The sequence below is a fragment of the Thalassobacillus hwangdonensis genome (genome assembly GCF_042675915.1).
In the GTDB taxonomy this organism is placed as follows: domain Bacteria; phylum Bacillota; class Bacilli; order Bacillales; family Halobacillaceae; genus Thalassobacillus_A; species Thalassobacillus_A hwangdonensis.
In genome coordinates this window covers 67,905-85,964 of record NZ_JBHTKL010000002.1, presented here as the reverse complement: position 1 = coordinate 85,964, position 18,060 = coordinate 67,905, and the positions used below count along the sequence as shown (strand labels likewise).

The 18,060-nt window shown below is 44.0% G+C and carries 21 protein-coding genes; 8 read left to right on the top strand and 13 right to left on the bottom strand.

Annotation, left to right across the window (positions count from 1 at the left end):
* Positions 1–145: 145 nt before the first annotated feature.
* A complete protein-coding gene (locus ACFQ2J_RS08325) occupies positions 146–1,108 on the bottom strand; it encodes a LacI family DNA-binding transcriptional regulator (protein ID WP_386058651.1) in 963 nt (320 codons plus the stop codon).
* Between the two features lie 85 nt (positions 1,109–1,193).
* Between ACFQ2J_RS08325 and ACFQ2J_RS08320 the strand changes: the two genes are divergently transcribed.
* Entirely contained in the window at positions 1,194–1,322 is a 129-nt protein-coding gene (locus tag ACFQ2J_RS08320) for a hypothetical protein (RefSeq protein WP_386058648.1), read from the top strand.
* Here the strand turns inward: ACFQ2J_RS08320 and ACFQ2J_RS08315 are convergent.
* The 3 genes from ACFQ2J_RS08315 to ACFQ2J_RS08305 form a co-directional block, all read right to left on the bottom strand.
* Positions 1,307–1,975, bottom strand: a complete 669-nt coding sequence (locus ACFQ2J_RS08315; RefSeq protein ID WP_386058645.1) for a uracil-DNA glycosylase — start codon at positions 1,973–1,975, stop codon at positions 1,307–1,309. The two genes, ACFQ2J_RS08320 and ACFQ2J_RS08315, sit on opposite strands and share 16 nt — an antisense overlap.
* An 81-nt stretch (positions 1,976–2,056) precedes the next feature.
* Positions 2,057–3,559, bottom strand: coding sequence for a phytoene desaturase family protein (locus tag ACFQ2J_RS08310; protein WP_386058642.1), 1,503 nt, complete (start codon positions 3,557–3,559; stop codon positions 2,057–2,059).
* 15 nt (positions 3,560–3,574) lie between these two features.
* Positions 3,575–4,132 carry a methyltransferase family protein gene (locus ACFQ2J_RS08305; protein ID WP_386058639.1) on the bottom strand — a complete coding sequence of 186 codons (558 nt, stop codon included), beginning with the start codon at positions 4,130–4,132 and terminating at the stop codon, positions 3,575–3,577.
* Positions 4,133–4,354: 222 nt separating this feature from the next.
* Here ACFQ2J_RS08305 and ACFQ2J_RS08300 point away from each other — a divergent pair, with 222 nt between their 5' ends.
* On the top strand, positions 4,355–4,654 hold the full coding sequence (locus ACFQ2J_RS08300; protein WP_386058636.1) for a phospholipase: 300 nt from the start codon (positions 4,355–4,357) through the stop codon (positions 4,652–4,654).
* 98 nt (positions 4,655–4,752) lie between these two features.
* Here the strand turns inward: ACFQ2J_RS08300 and ACFQ2J_RS08295 are convergent, their stop codons facing one another.
* The 7 genes from ACFQ2J_RS08295 to ACFQ2J_RS08265 all read right to left on the bottom strand — a co-directional run bounded on the left by ACFQ2J_RS08295 (position 4,753) and on the right by ACFQ2J_RS08265 (position 10,199).
* Complete coding sequence (locus tag ACFQ2J_RS08295; protein WP_386058633.1) at positions 4,753–4,968, bottom strand: hypothetical protein; 216 nt, start codon at positions 4,966–4,968, stop codon at positions 4,753–4,755.
* A 127-nt stretch (positions 4,969–5,095) separates the two neighbouring features.
* Complete coding sequence (locus tag ACFQ2J_RS08290) at positions 5,096–6,433, bottom strand: copper amine oxidase (protein ID WP_386058630.1); 1,338 nt, start codon at positions 6,431–6,433, stop codon at positions 5,096–5,098.
* A 186-nt stretch (positions 6,434–6,619) separates the two neighbouring features.
* Complete coding sequence (locus ACFQ2J_RS08285) at positions 6,620–7,390, bottom strand: anti-sigma factor (protein WP_386058627.1); 771 nt, start codon at positions 7,388–7,390, stop codon at positions 6,620–6,622.
* Complete coding sequence (locus ACFQ2J_RS08280; RefSeq protein ID WP_386058624.1) at positions 7,383–7,952, bottom strand: RNA polymerase sigma factor; 570 nt, start codon at positions 7,950–7,952, stop codon at positions 7,383–7,385. The genes ACFQ2J_RS08285 and ACFQ2J_RS08280 overlap by 8 nt, the downstream gene beginning before the upstream one ends.
* A 178-nt stretch (positions 7,953–8,130) precedes the next feature.
* Positions 8,131–8,592, bottom strand: coding sequence for a hypothetical protein (locus ACFQ2J_RS08275; protein ID WP_386058622.1), 462 nt, complete (start codon positions 8,590–8,592; stop codon positions 8,131–8,133).
* Between the two features lie 241 nt (positions 8,593–8,833).
* A complete protein-coding gene (locus ACFQ2J_RS08270; protein ID WP_386058620.1) occupies positions 8,834–8,935 on the bottom strand; it encodes a putative holin-like toxin in 102 nt (33 codons plus the stop codon).
* A 118-nt stretch (positions 8,936–9,053) separates the two neighbouring features.
* Entirely contained in the window at positions 9,054–10,199 is a 1,146-nt protein-coding gene (locus ACFQ2J_RS08265; RefSeq protein ID WP_386058618.1) for a trans-sulfuration enzyme family protein, read from the bottom strand.
* A 130-nt stretch (positions 10,200–10,329) separates the two neighbouring features.
* Here ACFQ2J_RS08265 and ACFQ2J_RS08260 point away from each other — a divergent pair, with 130 nt between their 5' ends.
* The 3 genes from ACFQ2J_RS08260 (at position 10,330) to ACFQ2J_RS08250 (ending at position 13,564) form a co-directional block, all read left to right on the top strand.
* The gene (locus tag ACFQ2J_RS08260; protein WP_386058615.1) at positions 10,330–10,500 is read left to right on the top strand and encodes a hypothetical protein; all 171 of its coding nucleotides are present in this window, start codon (positions 10,330–10,332) and stop codon (positions 10,498–10,500) included.
* A 129-nt stretch (positions 10,501–10,629) separates the two neighbouring features.
* Positions 10,630–12,063 carry a hypothetical protein gene (locus tag ACFQ2J_RS08255; protein WP_386058613.1) on the top strand — a complete coding sequence of 478 codons (1,434 nt, stop codon included), beginning with the start codon at positions 10,630–10,632 and terminating at the stop codon, positions 12,061–12,063.
* A 43-nt stretch (positions 12,064–12,106) separates the two neighbouring features.
* On the top strand, positions 12,107–13,564 hold the full coding sequence (locus ACFQ2J_RS08250) for a hypothetical protein (RefSeq protein WP_386058611.1): 1,458 nt from the start codon (positions 12,107–12,109) through the stop codon (positions 13,562–13,564).
* Between the two features lie 33 nt (positions 13,565–13,597).
* On the opposite strand, the gene ACFQ2J_RS08245 is transcribed toward ACFQ2J_RS08250, so the two are convergent.
* A complete protein-coding gene (locus tag ACFQ2J_RS08245) occupies positions 13,598–14,092 on the bottom strand; it encodes a GyrI-like domain-containing protein (RefSeq protein ID WP_386058608.1) in 495 nt (164 codons plus the stop codon).
* A 235-nt stretch (positions 14,093–14,327) separates the two neighbouring features.
* Between ACFQ2J_RS08245 and ACFQ2J_RS08240 the strand changes: the two genes are divergently transcribed.
* Positions 14,328–14,450, top strand: coding sequence for a hypothetical protein (locus ACFQ2J_RS08240; protein WP_386058605.1), 123 nt, complete (start codon positions 14,328–14,330; stop codon positions 14,448–14,450).
* A 21-nt stretch (positions 14,451–14,471) separates the two neighbouring features.
* Here the strand turns inward: ACFQ2J_RS08240 and ACFQ2J_RS08235 are convergent, their stop codons facing one another.
* Entirely contained in the window at positions 14,472–15,242 is a 771-nt protein-coding gene (locus tag ACFQ2J_RS08235; protein WP_386058602.1) for an alpha/beta fold hydrolase, read from the bottom strand.
* Between the two features lie 123 nt (positions 15,243–15,365).
* Here ACFQ2J_RS08235 and ACFQ2J_RS08230 point away from each other — a divergent pair, with 123 nt between their 5' ends.
* Positions 15,366–15,962, top strand: a complete 597-nt coding sequence (locus ACFQ2J_RS08230; RefSeq protein WP_386058601.1) for a YitT family protein — start codon at positions 15,366–15,368, stop codon at positions 15,960–15,962.
* 88 nt (positions 15,963–16,050) lie between these two features.
* Entirely contained in the window at positions 16,051–17,958 is a 1,908-nt protein-coding gene (locus tag ACFQ2J_RS08225; protein ID WP_386058598.1) for a diguanylate cyclase domain-containing protein, read from the top strand.
* Positions 17,959–18,060 lie beyond the last annotated feature (102 nt).

The following is an 18,060-nucleotide window of genomic DNA, read 5'->3' as shown; positions in this document are numbered from 1 at the left end:
TTTTCAGAAAATTTTAAATAAGCGAAGCCTTGTATACGATGACCAAGCAACTATGATTCGGGCGGGGTTGTTTTTCGCATAACAATCACCCTTTTTCGAACAACCCTACTTTCTTCAATAAAAAAAGCACACCATAAAAGGCGCGCTATACGGTATTTCTCCTTATAAGTCGGAAAGGCTTTTCTACATGGGCAACCTCTCCATTCCCTATTGAAATTCGGAATGCTTCTTTTCCTATTATATATAGGGGAAGTTCGACAGTGGTCAGATCAAGTGTTTTCGCAAGCGGCTGGTTATCGAACCCTACCACAGCCAAATCACCAGGTATCTTCACACCTCTCCGTTGTGCTTCGAGAGTGATCCCTGCTGCAACGACATCATTGGTCACAAGCAGCGCAGTCGGTGCTGATGCAAGCTTTCTCCATTCCTTGACGACGCGCTCTCCGTCGTCCATGTATAAGCAATGGTCAAAAATCCATCCTTCATCAAATGCGATGCCCGCTCCTTTCATCACATCCACGTATGCCTGATGTCTTCGCCTACTGTTCGACCCTTCCCGTCGTCCTATGCAGTAGCCAATCTTCTGATGGCCTTTTTCAATCAGGAATTCCATCGCTTCTTTGAACGCTTCATAATGGTCAATGAAAACTGTTGAAATCGAACTATCATGCTTATTTTCACAAGCGACGATAGGTCCATACCCACGGTATTCCATCAATGCTTCCCACTCGATCGTCCGGGAAGTGAAAATCAGTCCATCCACCTGCTTCAGGCGAAGCATATCAAGTGCTTCCAGTTCCTTATCCCTTTCATAATTCGTCTGGATCAGCATCAATTTATACCCACATACTTCCGCTTCATCCGCAATTCCTTCCAGCAGTCTTCCGAAGTATGGATGGTTGATATAAGGAAGGATGACGCCAATGACTTCCGTCTTTCCTTTCGACAGGTGCACCGCATTGATATTCTGCTGATAATTCAATGCCTCAACCGCCTGCCAGACCGCTTCCCGTTTCTCCTCTTTTACATATGGGTGTCCGTTCAGCACTCGGGAAACCGTCGAGACCGACACCTTTGCATGAATTGCTAAATCTCTTATATTCGGCATTTGTTCTACTCCTTGAAAAAAATCCTTGCTATGAAACGCGTTTCATACTTTACATTAACATCATAGCCAAGAGGAGGTGACTGTTATGACTGGAATTTTTGTCCTTATCCTGCTTTGTGCCTTGGTGTTTGCAGGTGCCCATGCCGTTGTAAAACATGACCCCGATACAAAAGTACACCCCATCACCAACACCGATGATTACTTTGTCAAATAAGCTTTCAGATTATCAAGTGCGCGGTAGACTTCTTCTTTGATACGCGGATCATAAAAAATCGCAGCAGGGTGATACAATGGAAAAATCGTATAAGTCTGTTCGGTAGGCTCGTAGCGTTCATCCACCAGGTTCATGACAGGAAGGTCCATCGGCTTACCGAGCACTTCTTTCATTTTATCTTTTCGTCCTGTCAGCCTTTCATAAGCCACTCCACCGAGAGCGATGATCAACGATGGCTGAAGCTTTGAAATTTGGTAATCCAAAATTGGGGCGTGTGCGAAAATTTCCTTTTTATTCGGTTTGCGATTCGCTTTCCGTATGCCACCTGTCCCTTTCCTGGTCGTCTTCACCCATTTATACGGTCGACTTCTCACTGCACTTGTAATGTAAACATCATCTCTCGTCAATCCTGCATACGCCAACTGCTTATCCAGTTCTTTTCCTGCACGGCCAATAAACGGCCGTCCTTCAACTGCCTCATGCTCTCCCGGCGCTTCCCCTACGATCATGATGGATGCCTGTTCATTCCCCCCACCGATGACAAGCCCTTCGGTATCATGCGGTTTCATTCGTTTATTCGCCTGATCCAGCAACTCTTTTGGCAGTTCCACATCCACCACCCCTTTCCATAGTAGTATTGTCGTTACCTGCATAAAACTTCCTTTAAGTATAAAAAATCCGCAGAAGGTTCGCGCTCCTTTTGCGGATTTTTATATAAGAAGGAGAGAACCTCCTTATTTTACCGGTTCCAGTTCGTGCTGTTTGATCAAGTCTGCCGTCAACTGGCCGGATAAGGTGACCATCGGTACGCCTCCACCAGGATGGGTGGAGCCACCTACGAAATACAAGTGTTCATAGATCTGGCTCTTCGATGGAATTTTAAACCCACCATTGCGTGATCGATCGGCAGCAATTCCATAGATGGAACCGCCATTCGGTCCGTATAACTTTTCCAAATCTTCAGGGGTGAAGCGGTACTCGAATTCAATCGAGTCACTGAGGCCTTTCAATCCCATTCTTTCAAGCTTTTCGATCACGGTTTGCCTGTATGCATCCCAATCAATCGGTTTACGCTTCTTATCGCTTAATGGAGGTACGTGGGTAAGCACGAATAAGTTGTCTTTTCCTTCAGGTGCTTGCGTGTCATCCGACCTTGACGAGATTCCGATATAGATGGTCGGGTCATCCGCCGGCTGATTTTCCTCAAAAATCTGTTTGAATTCTTTCTCCGGATCTTCCGAGAAAAAGAAATTATGGTGCTTCAACTGATCAAATTGCTTACCTACCCCAAGCAGCAGGACGAGGCCGGAAACCGTCGGCTCAAACGTTTTGCTCAGCTTTTTCGTTTCCTTTTTCACTTTGCCGGATTGAGGTGCTAGTCTGCGGTATGCAGGAATCGCTTCCAGATTTGAAACGACTACATCCGCTTCATAGATTTCACCATCTTCCGTTTCAGCTCCGACAACTGTCTCCCCTTCAACCACCAGCTGCTGGACAGGAGTATTCAATTTAACATCCACCCTTAATTCATCCATCACTTTGCCCATAGCTTCTGCGATTTTGTACATTCCGCCTTTGACGTAATGGATCCCCAGTCCAAGCTGGACATACACAAGCTGGTTCAAAATTGCAGGTGATGCGTATGGATTCGAGCCTACATACATGACGAAGAAGTTGAACAATTGCTCAAGGTACTTGTTATCAAAGTGTTTGTGCGTTGATTTCGCTACTGTCTTCAAAGGATCCATCGCCATCAATTCGGAAAGCGTATGATGACTCTTCAAATCTTTCAGGTCCTGGATACTATATTTATAGAAACTTTTCATGCAAAGCTCGTACATTTCCTGGCTGTAGGAAAGGAAGTCAGTCAGTTTACGGTTCGGCTTACCTGTAACTTTCGCAATCTCTTCAAGCATCGTCGGCAAATCACTGGATACATCCAGGGATGTACCATCTTCAAAAAATGTCCGCCACTGAGGCTCCACCCTTTCGACCGTTATGTAATCTTCCAGTCTACGATGCACACTCTCGAATAATTGCTCCAGCACCCAAGGCATCGTCAAAATTGACGGTCCCGTGTCAAACGTGAACCCTTTCCCTCCCCGACGATTCAGTTTCCCACCGATATTGCTGTTTTTCTCAAGCACGGTTACGTCATAGCCGTCCCCACTCAAACGAATTGCGGCAGACATTCCTGCTAATCCTGCTCCAATTACTAACGCTTTTTTCTTATTCAATCCCCAGCACCTCCATTAATATATGAACGGAATCAATCGATACCGTTTTGCACACCAGTTTCGGTAAACCTCTCCATGTATATCTGTAAGCATCCTTTCCTCGACGTTTATCCGGAAGATCAGTGCCCAAATGACGAGCATACCGCCAGGAACAGCCATCCATGGCACTTCGAGGCCAAAAGGAATGCCGATGATGATGAAGACCAGACCCGTATAAAGCGGGTGTCTCAACCGTTTGTATGGTCCGTCGCTTACGAGTGTATCTCCCTGTTTGACAGATACATCCCTTGAAAATTGTTCTTTCAGATAGAGGATTCCCCAATACCTTAAGAACACGCCGGTACCATAAAATACAAGACCAATGACAACAATGATGGGAGATGATACTACGATGATGGAAAATTCACGCAGAAGAAGAGTAGAGAGAACCGTCAACAGGATGGCGGAAAGGATTATTCGGTAAGAAAACCGTTCCACCTTGTTTTCATGGGTTTCCCCACGATTCCTGAACAGAAGAAATTCAAAAAACCAAGCCAATGTAATCAGCAGAAACACTATCTCAAATAAAGTCATCTTGCCCCCTCATCTGCCAGCCACATACTTTCCCATCCTTCCTTACTTTCCATAGCTGTTTACCTCCCTGTTTCCCATTATGATTGGTCCGTAAACCGTAAGGACTCTGCTGATATGCTGCAGTTGGCCATTTAATCAAACGTTTGACCAATAGCGCGTAGGTACTTCATCCATACGTGACGACTGGAGACGGAATATGCTAGTAAAAAAGGAGTGTGCAAAATGGATCGTCATTCAAACAGAAACCGTCGAGGCTGGTGTCTGTTTCCTGGTTACAATTGGTGTGGACCTGGATGCAATGGGCCAGGCGCTCCAGTCAACGAAGTCGATGCATGCTGTAAGATGCACGATGAATGTTATGCCTACTACGGAGCCTCATGCTATTGTGATCAAATGTTCAGCAGATGTCTGGAGCCTTATATAAATCCTTATACAGAAGAAGGGCGACGCGCAAGGACGATGCACCGGTACATGAAAGCCCAGCAGCTTTTCACATGCGCTTTTTCCAGAAATAATCGGTAACACAAGGTGCTCTATGAATTAATAAATATTTCGATACAACATAAGAAATTTCCTCTTAAAAAATAAAAGAGATGCCTCGGACCTAGAGGCATCATTTGTCATTTCAGGTATTCTTTTTGTTCGGATCGCTGTCGGTTGATCGCCTCACGTATATGGTACAACTCTGCATACATCAACGTAAGAAAAGTAGCGATAACGGTCAATAGAATGGTGTACACCATATTTACTTCCCGGACGAAGATACTTATTAAGAAACCTACAGCTGCGCCAACTACAATGAATTGCAAGATCTTCTGCAACGTAACTGAATACATGGGAACAACATTCTCCTTTCCTTCCTGTCTTCTACACGTATTCCCTTTTCAAGCAAATTAACACATAACCGTTTCCACAAAAAAATCCAAGCCCGGATTCCGGGCTTGGATTTTTAACTATAATCAATTACTGTTGTTTTTGTTTGCGGATAAAGATTCCTGCTGCTCCCATTAAGGCAAGGATCGAAGCGAAAATCCAAAGGTCCATATTCATACCTGCAGTTCCACCCATACCAGTGTCCGGCATTTCAGATGGCATATCTGCCTGGAATTTATCCGGGAATTGAGCTACGAAACCACCAGATAATGCTTTACCAGCCATGAACATGTGTGCATAAGATTCACGAAGTGTCTCATACGTCATTTCGTAATCTTCAGCTGTATAGCTATCGAACGTGTTGATCAACAAGTCTACATGCTCACCAAGGTTACCGGCAAGAACATCTGCTGGCAATCCTCCTTCAGTTGCAGTGGAAAGGAATTCAGCGAAATTCTGCTGATACGCTTCCAGTTCATCCAATGCCATTTGTTTCTTCTCTTCGTCACTTGCTCCCGTTCCTTCTACATAAGCAACGAAGTTACCGATATGATCAGACCACATCTCTTTGAACTTCATGCCAGCTTCTTCCCCGTAGATTGAAGAGATTGCTGCAGTTAGGTCTTCGGTATTATTATTCAATGCTTGTACAGAAGCATCATAGTCTTCGGATCCATCAATACCATTCTGCATTGCCATCATTGCTAGTCCAGCGTGCTCAGAAAGCAAGTGGTTCAAGTTACTGCGAAGATCAGCTGCAGGTGTCACTGCTTTCGTATTATTGAATTTGTCCGGGAATTGATCGACAATTGCGCTGGATAGTCCTTTACTTACTCCATACATATGTTTGATCGCTTCACGTTCTTTCATATAGGCAGTCTCGTAATCTCCCGCTACATAAGCATCGAACGCTCCAATCAACTGATTGACGTGCATCTGCAATCCTTCTGCAAGTGCTCCAGCTTCAAGACGTTCACCAGTTGCACCTTCAAGGAATTGGGAGAAATCCTGACGATACTGGTTAAGTTCATCCAATGCCATTTGTTTTGCTTCTTCATCATTGGCACCGGTCGCTTTCACATAATCAACGAAATAGCCGATGTGCTCGGACCACATTGTTTTGAACTGTTCTCCAGCTTCTTTCCCATAGACGGATGCGATCGCTGCTGATAAGTCTTCCGTGTTTCCGGCAAGTGCATTAGCTGAAGCTTCGAAGTCTGCTGCCCCTTCTGCACCTTTACGCATCGTTTCTACTGCAAGATACGCGTGTTCACTTAGCAGGTTATCCAGTTGGGCTCTTAAATCGACGGCTGCTGTGTCCACTGTAGGCGTCATTTTATGATCCTCTGCGTTCACCACATCAGCTGCTGTCGGAATTAATAAAGATAAGCTTAACGGTACGGCTAGAAATGTTTTCTTCATGTCCATGGTTCAAATCTCTCCTTTGTTTTGGTTTATTCACTTAGCTATCGAACAAGGATCAGATTTGGATCATCTTTTTTTAAAAAAAATATAAAAAAATGTGCAACCATGTAGAAAACCGCGTAACCACAAGGAAAATCAAGTATAAAAAACAAAAAGAAAACACCTATTTACAGGTGTTTTCCTAAAATTCTATAATTCAGATACCATCAGCACATCACCCTGAGGTGTCTGACTGGATGCATCCGGTTCCTTTGATACGGCGATTGCATCCCATTCACTTTCTTCGAGCATCTCCATCGAGAAGGCTACTGCCCCTTCTCCTTGTTCATTGGACTTGAATGTACCTGCTCTGTATGGTGTTTCCCCTTTCAACAACCACACTTGATACACTTCGTCTCCTTCTAATGGCTGAAGGTTATCTGCCTGGACGACCAATACCCGTTCGTCATTCTGATTAATGACAGCTGCGCTCGCACTAGCTTCCGTTTCACCTTGTAATTGCACGCGCTCCAGGACCTGATCCGTACTTTCTTCAGGTGCTGTAACTGTCGGTTCATCATTCGAAATGAAATAAACATTCCCAATCAATGAAGCTACAAGAGCAGCAGCCAGTGTAAGCATTCCTAAAGGTACTTTGGATTTCTTCTGAGGTACTTGCCGGGCGTTTTCCTCTGTGGAGGTTCGGTTGTCAGAAAGGGGTACGACTGTTTCCCGTTTCTTTTCAGGTTCTTCTGTCTTATCATCCGCTGCGAAAACTTCTCCCAGAACCCTGTCTTTCATCCCTGATGGTGGTTCTACCGGATCCGCTGAATATGGAAGGTCTTCTGTCAATGCTCTCAGTTCTTCCAGTTCTTCCTGACAATCCGGACAACTTTTCAAATGTTCTTCAAAGTTCTCTCTCTCTTTTTCATCCAATTGGTTATTGAAATAATCGATTACTTTCTCGCATTCCTTATACATCCTGTACGCCCCCCTTCCTCTTGATGTTTTCGAGCTCTTTCTTAAGATGCTTCAACGCTAGCCTTATCCTACCCTTGACTGTGCCGAGTGGCAGATCACATTGATCGGCAATTTCTTTCTGCGTGTGGCCCTTGAAATAGAACAAATCCACCATTTGTATTTGTTCCCGTGATAGGGACCTTACCGCTTTTTGAACAAGTGCCCGTTGTTCTTTCCAAACCACGATATCTTCTGAGGATGGCGTTTCCTCATGTAACGAATCCTGCTCTTCTTCAAGCGTAACGTGGTTGTTCTTTCTTTTTCTGATCAAATCAATCCCTGTATATCTTGCTACTGTCAATAACCAGGAGGAGAATTTCCCCTTGGACTCATCGTAGGTTGCCTTGTCTGTCCATAACTTCATGAATACGTCCTGTATCATCTCTTCTGCAAGCTCTTTATCACCGCACATCTTGAATGCAAACGAATACAGCAGCTTTTCATACTTCGTATAGATTTCTTCCAATGCCTGCTTATCCTTTTGCTGGATCCGATGATAGAGCTCAATGTCTCTAGAACTCATCTCATGCTCCTCTTCTGGTGGATAATGTTATCATAGCATAATGTACCCTAATGAACGCATCGGAAACTTGTTAGGATGTTCTATCAAGCTATCGCAGAAGACAGAGGTACGGATCACTTTTGTTGAAAAATTTATGTAAAAACCGTCCGCCACTTTGACGGACAGTCAATTAAAGGTATCACCAGAAAAATGGGAAATAAAACCCTCCGATACCGTAAAACGGAAAACGTCTTCGGTAAAATCTGCGGAATCTCCGAGGGTATCCCCAACCTGGATAGCCCCATCCGTAAATCCTTTCGTCTTCCCTGTCGTTATCCTCCTGATCGCCCATCGGCTCAAGCATTGTGACACCTTCCGAGTCTACATCGTCAATGATTCCCTCATATTGCTGGCCATCGTTCATTACGATGATCATGTAGTAATTCATATGTTTTTTGCAATGGTCATACTTATCTTTGTTGCTTGCGTTTTGCATCTGGTTCATTTGAGGCATCTGCATACTCGGCATTTGTTGACCTGCCTGAGGCATCTGCTGCATTTGTGGCATTTGTGGCATCTGGCCTGTTTGAGGCATCTGTTGCATTTGCGGCATTTGCATATTTCCGTTTGGCATGCCTTGCTGTGCAAATCGATAATCCATATACGATCTCCCCTTTTCAATCGATGTTCGGTGATAGTGTATTCACCCAGCCTATATCCGTGACTTGAAAATAGGCGGAAAAAGATAAAAGGATATGGTATGATAAACGTATAAGATTATAGAATAATAAAAAGACCGCAGCGCCAACTGCGGTCCTGGACCAGCGTTCCCCAAGGGAGCGGCTATCCTTCATACAGAATAGACTTCCCCTTTCGACTTTTGGCTGAGTGATTAGGGAGGTCTATTTTTTATTGATCAGACTGATGATCAAGGTAAGCAAGGCAACTAAAAACGTGCCGAAAGACCATAAGACTGTCAAAATTTCATAGATATCCGTGGGCATCACCCCCTTTACGATCAAATGGGGCTAGCCTGACCTCCCTAACAGAAACGCCGTCCACTTTAAATTATAGCATGCAGCGAAGCAGTCGATGGTCCTGAAATCACATCGGACTTTTGGTTCACAAGGAATGATCGATGGCAGCTTCCAATTGATACAGGATATCCTTTTCATCCTCAATACCAATAGAAATCCGGACCAGCGTATCATCAATGCCAAGTTTCTTTCGTTGATCTTCAGATAACGCGCGATGTGATGTCGCCACCGGATAGGAAACACTTGTTTCAACACCAGCCAGACTAGGCACGATCTTGATCCAGTCAAGCGCAGCGAAGAACTTGTGCATATCACTTCGATCCTTTAATTTAATGGAAACAATCGCGCCATTTCCTTTTTCAGAAACAAACGCAGGGTAATACACTTGCTCCACGTCTGCATGATTTCTCAAGCGTTCTGCTACATACTCTGCATTCACAGACTGCTTTTTCATCCTTAAAGCTAGCGTCTTCGTTCCTCTCTCTGCAAGCCATGCCTCAAACGGACTGAGGTTCATTCCTAAGCTTACAATCTTACTTCTCGCCGTTTGAATCAGCGATTCCCTGCCCACCAATACACCAGCCGTCACATCACTGTGGCCACCAATGTATTTGGTCGCACTATGTACAACCAGATCAACCCCTTCAGTGAAAGGTGTCAGAAGATAAGGCGTAGCGAATGTATTATCGATCATCGTTGTCAGTTCATATTTATCAGCAAGCTCGATCATATTACCGATATTCTCTACACGGAGGAACGGATTGGTGATGCTTTCACTGTATAAAAGCTTTGTACGAGGCTGGATCGCCTGCTCAACCGACTCGATATCTTCCATAGCGACGAAGGTTACCTCGATGCCGAAATCCTTTAATTCTTTTTCCAATAAATGAAAGGTGCCTCCATATAAATCCTCAGAAGCAATGATATGATCTCCATGCTTAGCAACAACAAGAATGCCCGCCAGAATCGCTGCCATACCTGAAGAAGCAGCTACCCCCGCCGGCGCTCCTTCCAATTGTGCAATGGTATGACCTAATCCATCTGTGTTGGGGTTGCCCATTCTCGAATAGAGATAAGCATTTTCCCCCGAATAATACCCCTCCAGCTCATCCAAGTCTGAGAACGAAAATACAGATGTCTGATAGATCGGTGTCCGTTTGCTTTTGAAGCTGTTTACATCAAGCTTATGCTCACTATGTACGACACTCGTTTCAAAGGATTTTTCACGCATCGAGCTTCCCTCCTAATTTTTATATTCTATTACTTCCACTAAACCAAACAAGGCTCCTTCCTGCAAAGAAAAAAGCTCGATTAATGACACTTTGTAAAAGGAATACTACAGAATGAGGAGGGTGATTTGCATGGAAAAGAAAACGAGAAGAGCTCAAGTCCAAACAAATGAGCAGGCAGAAATCTTTTCAAGACGTACATCTTACAATCGTGCATTTACGAGACCTAGAGAAGACCATGATGATCATTTGATGGAAGGCGAAATGATGACCAACTCGCTTTTGAACAAAGATAAGAAATAAAGAGAGCATCCAGCCTCTCTTTATTTTTTTATTTTAATAAAGTTCAGCTGTGTTACTGGAAATGACCTACCAATCCACCCTTCTACACTTTATAATAGAGCTAATACATAAATTTGGGGAGTCGGTTTGATGGAGGATAAAGAAACTAAAAAAGGTTCTGTCCAGCTTAAAGTTTTCCTGGCTATCGGAACAGTTCTCGCCTTATTCGTCATGACCCAGTTCATAACAGAGGAGCCGGGAGAAACAAAAACGATCCCGAAAGTAACAGAAGAGCCAAAAGATGAACAGAACATCCCGGAAGCCCTTCAGAATGTAAAGGTTGCACAGTCGATGGAGGAAGTAGAGAAGTTTTTCCAGACGAACGTAACCGGGTTGAAGCAGGCAGAAGAAAATGGTGCAGTGAAGAAAATCAACCAGCAGGCCAGCGTCCCAAATCGTGATGGAAAGTTTTACGTAGATAAGATCTGGTACAGCGAAGACCGTTTTTTTGTGTTTTACAGTATTGATTTATCTTTACTGGAAGAGGCTTCATCCAATGAATACGTCACACTTCCTGTAATGGATGGCTTTTTTTTGGAACCTATGGAAGAAATGAATGTGGCCAATCAACATTTGAAGTTCTTCGGCATGCCTGAAACGAGTCAAAGCGCAATCATATATAAAGACCGTCTTTATCATAAAGGCATGACCTCCCCGTTACATAATGATCAATGGGAGCCGATTCTACCCCTTCAGCATATGTTTACCGCTACATTTCCTCTAAGATTGCCCGGAGGATATGAATCCATCGAGTTCCCCATGCAGATTTCATACAATCCTGAAGATGATTTCATCAAGTCGATTGCCATCAACAAGCAGATGAACAAAAACGACCTCCAACTGAATATCAAGCAGTTGGAAATCGGAGTTTCTAATAACACCGTACTGTTTGAACTGATTGACGAAAATCATCAGTTGAACGGCCGACTGGCAGCAACGATGAAGACTGATCAATCGGGAACAAGGCAGATTTATTTTTTGACCAAGGATCGATCGTCCGGTTACGAAGGGAACTCCGAACCTTTTAATGAAACGCCTGAACACATTGATTTCACTCTTCAATCCTATGAAGTCCGCTCGAACGAAAACCTTACCGACGAGGTCGATATTTCGCCAATTCACGAACCAACTGAAGATTATGCCAATGAAATCGTCTATGAGCAGACACTGAAAGAAGCTTATGGAACCAAAATCATTCTTAATCGTATTACATATAACGACCTTCAGGCTACCTTTCATTTATCTTACGAAAAGTTAAGCGACTCCCCTTTCCTGGTTACTCCCAACCTGGCTGTCATGCATGATGGTCTGCCTAATAAGGCTGGGGAGGTCGGTAATGTCTTGACCATTACAGATGAACAAGGTGAAATAATTCAGACGGGGCCTCTTCGAATCGGGGAGGATACGGTTTCCATCCAAGTTGACCAAAGCAAAATTAAAGATACCAATTCCATTACGATCAACATCGATAACCTGGTCTACAACGTCTATGTCAACGAAACCTTCCAGATTGAAGTAGATTGAATGCAACGACTACGAGATTTTCTTACATAAGGAGCGTTAAAAAATGAATGAAAAAGAAAAACGGAACACTCCGAAGCTCAAACTGTGGCTGTCATTGGGTGTCGTTGTTCTATTATTCATCGGAACACAACTCGTCATGGAAAGTCCAGCGGAGACGGAAGCCTTACCTCCTCAGAAAGAAAAAAAGGAAGAAACGGAAATACCAGAAGTGCTATCTAATGTGAGGGTAGCTGAATCCGAGGAAGAAGTATATGAATTCTTCCGTGAGAATACCCCTGGTCTGGCTCGCGCTGAAGAGCACGGAGCAGTGAAGGAACTGAATCAGTCAGCAAAGGTTCCTGATCGTGAAGGGAACTTCTATTTGGACCGGATCTGGTATGACTCTCACTTTGGTTATCTGTTTACAGGATATGACCTATCCTTTTTCAAAGGGGTAGAGGACTTACCCGAAGAACGTTACAGCTTCATCAGAGGATTGCACCTGGACCCTATGGATGAGGATACAAAGAAGGAAATTGGTAACCCTCACTTGAACTTTTCGAATTTCACTTTTTTAGAAAAGGAGGCAATCATATATGATGGGCGCCTCTACCAAAAAGGAGGGATTGCCCCTCTGATTCAAATGGGCCAAGGGTATCAACCGATAGAGAAAGTAGATGCACTTTTCTCCGCAGGGTTTGCTTTAACTATGCCAGACACGTTGGAAATGAAACGTGTGGAATTTCCTCTTCAAATCAAGCATGATGTAAGCGATGAACTTATTGAACAGATACCGATCGACCAAAAGCTTGCTATCGGAGACACCACCTTAGTTGTTAAACGGATGGATATGAAGTTAGGGTATGACTCTATCGTTGTTGAAACAGAAGGTACAGAACATGCATTAATGATGAACACACGCGGAAAAGTAATTACAGGTAATGGGGAGGAAACTTATTTTTACCTCCAAAACCAATCAGATGGTCAAGAAGACACATATGAAATGATTATGATGCCTCTCAAATCTGATCCGAATCAAATAGATATACAATTTGACAGCATCCAACTTGCATCCGAAGATTCCTACAGTTTTCGAATAGATCTTCAAAAGCATTTGGAAGGAAAAGAGATGGCTGATATATTTACGGTACCAGTGGACAAAAAAATAAAAGAGGCATATGGAACAGAGGTCATTATAGAGAGCGTGGAGTATGGATCGCAGGATGTAACTGTTCATATAGACTATGAGACAAGCGAAACATCCCCCACCCGGTTATCGACTGATTTAATACCCGCATTTGTTCAACTTCGAGATAGAGATATGGGAAATTTATTGTCTGCGAAGGATGATAATGGAGAGGATCTCAAATCAATACACGGCGGAGGCGGACCTAATGATCCATCGATCTCGATGCAATTCAGTCGTTACTTAAATAAAGAAAAGCAATACCTTGATATTATGGTTGACCGGCTGGTCTATGAAGTTACTGACACTGATAAAATTACCGTAGAAATGCCATAAAGCATAAAAGACCGGCCAAAATGGCTGGTCTTTTTATTGACTGACTAATGATCGGTTGCGCGTCCTGCTCGTTTCTATAGAAACTGGTATGTATAGATCGATTTTTGAATCGGGATTGTCCGGCCCGAGGAATCTTTCGTCATACATTTCAAATGAAGCCTGTGCCAATGGTCTGTAACCACTTTCAGCCATCCACTCGAAGTAAAGATAATCAAACGTCTCGAGCATTCTTCTGCTTTCGCCACGATGCGTCGCCATTACATATAATCCCCCTGGGACCTCTTTCTGTATCATCCCTTTAGGTATATCGGATTGAATGACCGGCATTCCTGCGATGTAGGATCCCTCCCCATTACTTCCACAGTCGGTCATTCCTATGGTTATCGGCGTTTTCCGGATATCTCTAAGCGTTCTTTTTCTTTGTTTGAATGTGTGCCAGCGCTGTAATTTTTCAGCTTCATTTGCAGGGACACTTCCTGATACTCCAATTACACTGAAACCCTCCATTACGATCACTCTAGGGTCCATCGACTCTCCCCCCCTCTTTGAATATGGTGCGTCCATACCTGTCATTTGATAAATTCTAATATTATTCTACCAAATTCGACACACAAAATAGTGAGTATATAGGTGTGAAGATACAGGAATATAGACCCCTTTTATAGAGTGAAGTAGAGAAAAAGTTCGAATGTTCCAAAACATGTTTAAGATTCCCTTTTTCAGGAAATCTATCATGTACATACTTAGAAAGGAGGTCATCCACATGGCTGACAATAATAACAATCAAGGTAAGAGCGGCGAAGAGCGTAACGAGGAAACAAACAAAGAATACGGCCGCCAAGGTAAGCACGCAAAAGGCAATAAAGAAAATAGTGATAATAAATAAAGACGTCCCTCTGGGGCGTCTTTATTTTTGGGTGCATGTACTTTGAACAAAGTCTGACAGAACTCGGTTGAATGTATGGGAATGCTTGGTCGGTAGTTGGTGAGTAGCTTTTTCTATTATCATCATGCATGCTTTCTTACAGTTCCGATAATAAGGACTATGAGATTTAATCCACTTCACTTTATTTCCATATAGGATGTGAAGAGGTTTATCCCACTCGTGTAACCTCTCTGTACAATCATATTGCAATGACGCCTCATAAAAGTAATACCAACTCCGCAACTCCGTCTTTCTCATCTGCCCCGAGATCACCTGTTTTATATTCGTATCAGAAAAATGGGTACGAGCCAATACACGGATCAGAGCATCCGGATTCTTCTCGACCATTTTCATCCCTAATGCATACTCCAACTGCAACAGCTTGCTCTCCACCTTCGGATAGCCTCCTGACAAGAATAAGCCTCTTACGCGATGCGGGTTACGAAGTGCGACTTCATGCGCCACATGTCCACCCGCGGAATAGCCGCAAATGATCGCCTGTTGCACTCCTGTATGATCCATCAATGCCACAATCTCTTCAGCATAACCTTCAATCGAAATTGGATTCCGGTTAATAGATGATTGGCCGTGACCACTCAGGTCAGGGATCAACAGTCTATAGTTATCGGCAAGTGGGTGCTGGTAGAGAAAGACCAACCTTCCCATTCCTGGCGGATGAATGAAGATGATCGGGATCCCCCGTCCCATGTCATCATAGTAAATCGTACAATCCTCATGCTTCAAAGTTGGCATAAAACCTATCCTCTCATCCGTTTTCTTCTTATAGTATTGCCAAGCATCTTCCGACTATAAGTTTTAATCATGTACTCGGTTGAATATACATGAAGAAACTTGTCCCAATGCGGGGTGGCTTAAATGAAAATATTCATAAAAAAAGGGATGGTCATTTTAATCGGAAGCAGTTTACTCGCAATCGGCATCAACCTCTTTCTTATGCCGGATCATGTGCTGGATGGAGGAATCATTGGCATCGGGTTGATTGCGCATTATTTGTGGGGATTTGAAACCGGCCTTACCATCATTCTGTTCAGTACACCTATCTTCATTCTCGCCTGGTTCCGTTACCGATCTTATTTCTACAATAGTTTGCACGGATTGCTTATTTCTTCTTTCTTCATTGATTTATTTTACAGGCTGCGAGCCTTCCACTTCCCCTTGGACCCAGCGATCAGTTCTATGATCGGGGGAGCATTCGTCGGAGCAGGAATCGGATTCATGCTCCGGCATAAGACAAGCACCGGCGGAACAGACTTGCTCGCCCAAATGGTGGCCGACTTCATGCGCCTGAATGTCGGTTTCGTCATTTTTATGATCGATGCTGCCGTCATACTGATTGGTGGTTACCTCTTCTCCAGTCAAACTCTGCTGCTATCCACCCTGACCATTCTCTGCGTAGCCCTCGTGACCATGTTATGCACGTCACGTTTTACGCTCGAACATTCATCGAATTAAATTTTCTGAAGATAAAGAAGATAATATATAGTAAAAAAGACACAAAAAGTAGTATAATAGACTCATCAAGCGAAGGGGGTGGCATAAAATGATCGAAGGAATGATCATCAACCTTGCAATGATCGTCGCTTTCCCGTTCTTATTCTGGCAATTGATGGGGAGAATAACCGGAGAGTCACCATTATCGAAAAGGCGTTCCGCACTGCATATCCAACTGCTTTCAGGAGCTTTGACAGGAGCATTGGGTGTCATCCTCATGTCTTTCAGCATAAACGTGACTTCTGAAGTAATCATCGATTTGCGCCATATAGCAATTCTCATCCCGGCCTTATTCTTCGGGATCCCTGCGACATTGACCGCTGCCGCCATTATCGCTCTTGCGCGAATCCTTCTGTTCGGTTCATGGACAGCTGTTTCAATCACGGCAGGTGTTGGAATGATCGCAATCGGTGTTGCCTGCGGACTGATAAGCTTACTCCCTATGAAACAAATCAGCAAGTCACTCATGATGAATGTGACCAGCATCGGAATACTTACTTTCATCTTCTACCTGACACTTGCAGTCTTCGAGAATGAAGCATCCCTATTCATATCGACCAGCATCGTCCATGCAGCTCTATCTTTTACAGCAGGTATGGCTGCCTGTTACTTTTCAAACCATATGTTCTACCATTCAGAGCTTTTAGCAAACCTTAAAGAATCGAATTCCCAGTTGAAACTTCTATTGAAGGGATTCAATGCAGCCGTCCTGGTCGAATCCCCTGAAGGAAAAGTTTCATTAATGAACGACAAGTTCAAGGACCTGATCGGAATAAAGGAGTATCCCCCAGGTGAGCAGGGACAGCATTTACACCGACAGGCTGAGACAATGTTCACTAGCAAAGAGGATTACATGAAGACGGTACGACGAACCCGCGCAGCTCGTACTCCCGTTACGAACGAGGTGCTCTATCACGAAGACGGCAGAGTATTCGAGCGCGATTATGCACCAATCTACACGGAAAACAATTTCTTCTCAGGGCATCTTTGGAGCTACCGTGACGTTACGGAGCAAAAAGAGATGGAACGAAGACTTCGCGAAAGCAAGCTGAGGTACGCCTCCCTATTCAAACACAATCAAAGTGCCACCTTTTCATTGGATAGTAAGGGAAATTTGACTGATTTCAATGAAGCAGCAGAGCAGATGAGTGGATTCTCTTCCGAAGAATTGCTTGGAGCACCGCTTCGTCGATTGATTCGTCCTGCACAGCGTTTAAAAACACAACAGCATTTCGCAAAAATTTTACAAGGTAAATCTACAACCTTCGAGAGTGAAATCATCAATCGTCGCGGCGACCTGATTCAACTGAACGTGAACGCAGCTCCGATCATCCTTGATGGCCGAGTCATCGGCATTGTCGGTGTGGCGCATGATATTACCGAAGAAAAGAAATGGCAGCAAATGCTTGAAGAAAGCGAGAACCTTTACCGTAGCCTTTCCAACATTGATGGGTTGACTGGGATCCCCAATCGAAGATCTTATGATGAAACACTGGAGAGGGAATGGCGACAGGCCTACCGGAATGGGAAACCCATATCCATGATCATGCTCGATATCGATCACTTCAAAAGCTACAACGACACATACGGTCATTTGGAAGGCGACGAATGTTTGCGGATCATCTCTTCTACACTGGAAGGTGCGCTTCATCGACCCTCTGATTTCATCGCCCGCTATGGAGGTGAAGAGTTCTCCGTCATTTTGCCTCAAACCGATCGGGATGGCGCAAAAACCGTAGCCAATTCACTTCATTCCAGCGTTGTGGAATTAGGACTCCCACACGAGAGTTCGTTATGTATGCCATATGTGACGATCAGTTTAGGTGTTGCGACAGCCATCCCCAAAACGGAAGATGGATACGAGGAACTTGCACAAGCTGCCGATCAAGCGCTCTATGAAGCAAAACGCAATGGCAGAAACACCGTGCACATCCATGAAAAATCAACCATACAGTAAGAAAGAAACAAAATAGAAGGTCACCTCTCGTTTAGCAGCGAGGTGACCTTCTATCATATTTCACAGGTTTGTAAGATGTTAATGATGAATACCAGTACCCTA

Bases quoted from the DNA above. Each gene is read 5' to 3' on its own strand.
- ACFQ2J_RS08270 (WP_386058620.1), bottom strand. From the start codon at position 8,935: ATGCCCACGGATATCTATGAAATTTTGACAGTCTTATGGTCTTTCGGC.
- ACFQ2J_RS08245 (WP_386058608.1), bottom strand. From the start codon at position 14,092: ATGGACCCTAGAGTGATCGTAATGGAGGGTTTCAGTGTAATTGGAGTA.
- ACFQ2J_RS08280 (WP_386058624.1), bottom strand. From the start codon at position 7,952: ATGAGTTCTAGAGACATTGAGCTCTATCATCGGATCCAGCAAAAGGAT.
- ACFQ2J_RS08325 (WP_386058651.1), bottom strand. From the start codon at position 1,108: ATGCCGAATATAAGAGATTTAGCAATTCATGCAAAGGTGTCGGTCTCG.
- ACFQ2J_RS08235 (WP_386058602.1), bottom strand. From the start codon at position 15,242: ATGCCAACTTTGAAGCATGAGGATTGTACGATTTACTATGATGACATG.
- ACFQ2J_RS08300 (WP_386058636.1), top strand. From the start codon at position 4,355: ATGGATCGTCATTCAAACAGAAACCGTCGAGGCTGGTGTCTGTTTCCT.
- ACFQ2J_RS08265 (WP_386058618.1), bottom strand. From the start codon at position 10,199: ATGCGTGAAAAATCCTTTGAAACGAGTGTCGTACATAGTGAGCATAAG.
- ACFQ2J_RS08240 (WP_386058605.1), top strand. From the start codon at position 14,328: ATGGCTGACAATAATAACAATCAAGGTAAGAGCGGCGAAGAGCGTAAC.
- ACFQ2J_RS08285 (WP_386058627.1), bottom strand. From the start codon at position 7,390: ATGTATAAGGAATGCGAGAAAGTAATCGATTATTTCAATAACCAATTG.
- ACFQ2J_RS08315 (WP_386058645.1), bottom strand. From the start codon at position 1,975: ATGCAGGTAACGACAATACTACTATGGAAAGGGGTGGTGGATGTGGAA.
- ACFQ2J_RS08225 (WP_386058598.1), top strand. From the start codon at position 16,051: ATGATCGAAGGAATGATCATCAACCTTGCAATGATCGTCGCTTTCCCG.
- ACFQ2J_RS08250 (WP_386058611.1), top strand. From the start codon at position 12,107: ATGAATGAAAAAGAAAAACGGAACACTCCGAAGCTCAAACTGTGGCTG.
- ACFQ2J_RS08230 (WP_386058601.1), top strand. From the start codon at position 15,366: ATGAAAATATTCATAAAAAAAGGGATGGTCATTTTAATCGGAAGCAGT.
- ACFQ2J_RS08275 (WP_386058622.1), bottom strand. From the start codon at position 8,592: ATGGATTATCGATTTGCACAGCAAGGCATGCCAAACGGAAATATGCAA.
- ACFQ2J_RS08295 (WP_386058633.1), bottom strand. From the start codon at position 4,968: ATGTATTCAGTTACGTTGCAGAAGATCTTGCAATTCATTGTAGTTGGC.
- ACFQ2J_RS08260 (WP_386058615.1), top strand. From the start codon at position 10,330: ATGGAAAAGAAAACGAGAAGAGCTCAAGTCCAAACAAATGAGCAGGCA.
- ACFQ2J_RS08255 (WP_386058613.1), top strand. From the start codon at position 10,630: ATGGAGGATAAAGAAACTAAAAAAGGTTCTGTCCAGCTTAAAGTTTTC.
- ACFQ2J_RS08290 (WP_386058630.1), bottom strand. From the start codon at position 6,433: ATGGACATGAAGAAAACATTTCTAGCCGTACCGTTAAGCTTATCTTTA.
- ACFQ2J_RS08320 (WP_386058648.1), top strand. From the start codon at position 1,194: ATGACTGGAATTTTTGTCCTTATCCTGCTTTGTGCCTTGGTGTTTGCA.
- ACFQ2J_RS08305 (WP_386058639.1), bottom strand. From the start codon at position 4,132: ATGACTTTATTTGAGATAGTGTTTCTGCTGATTACATTGGCTTGGTTT.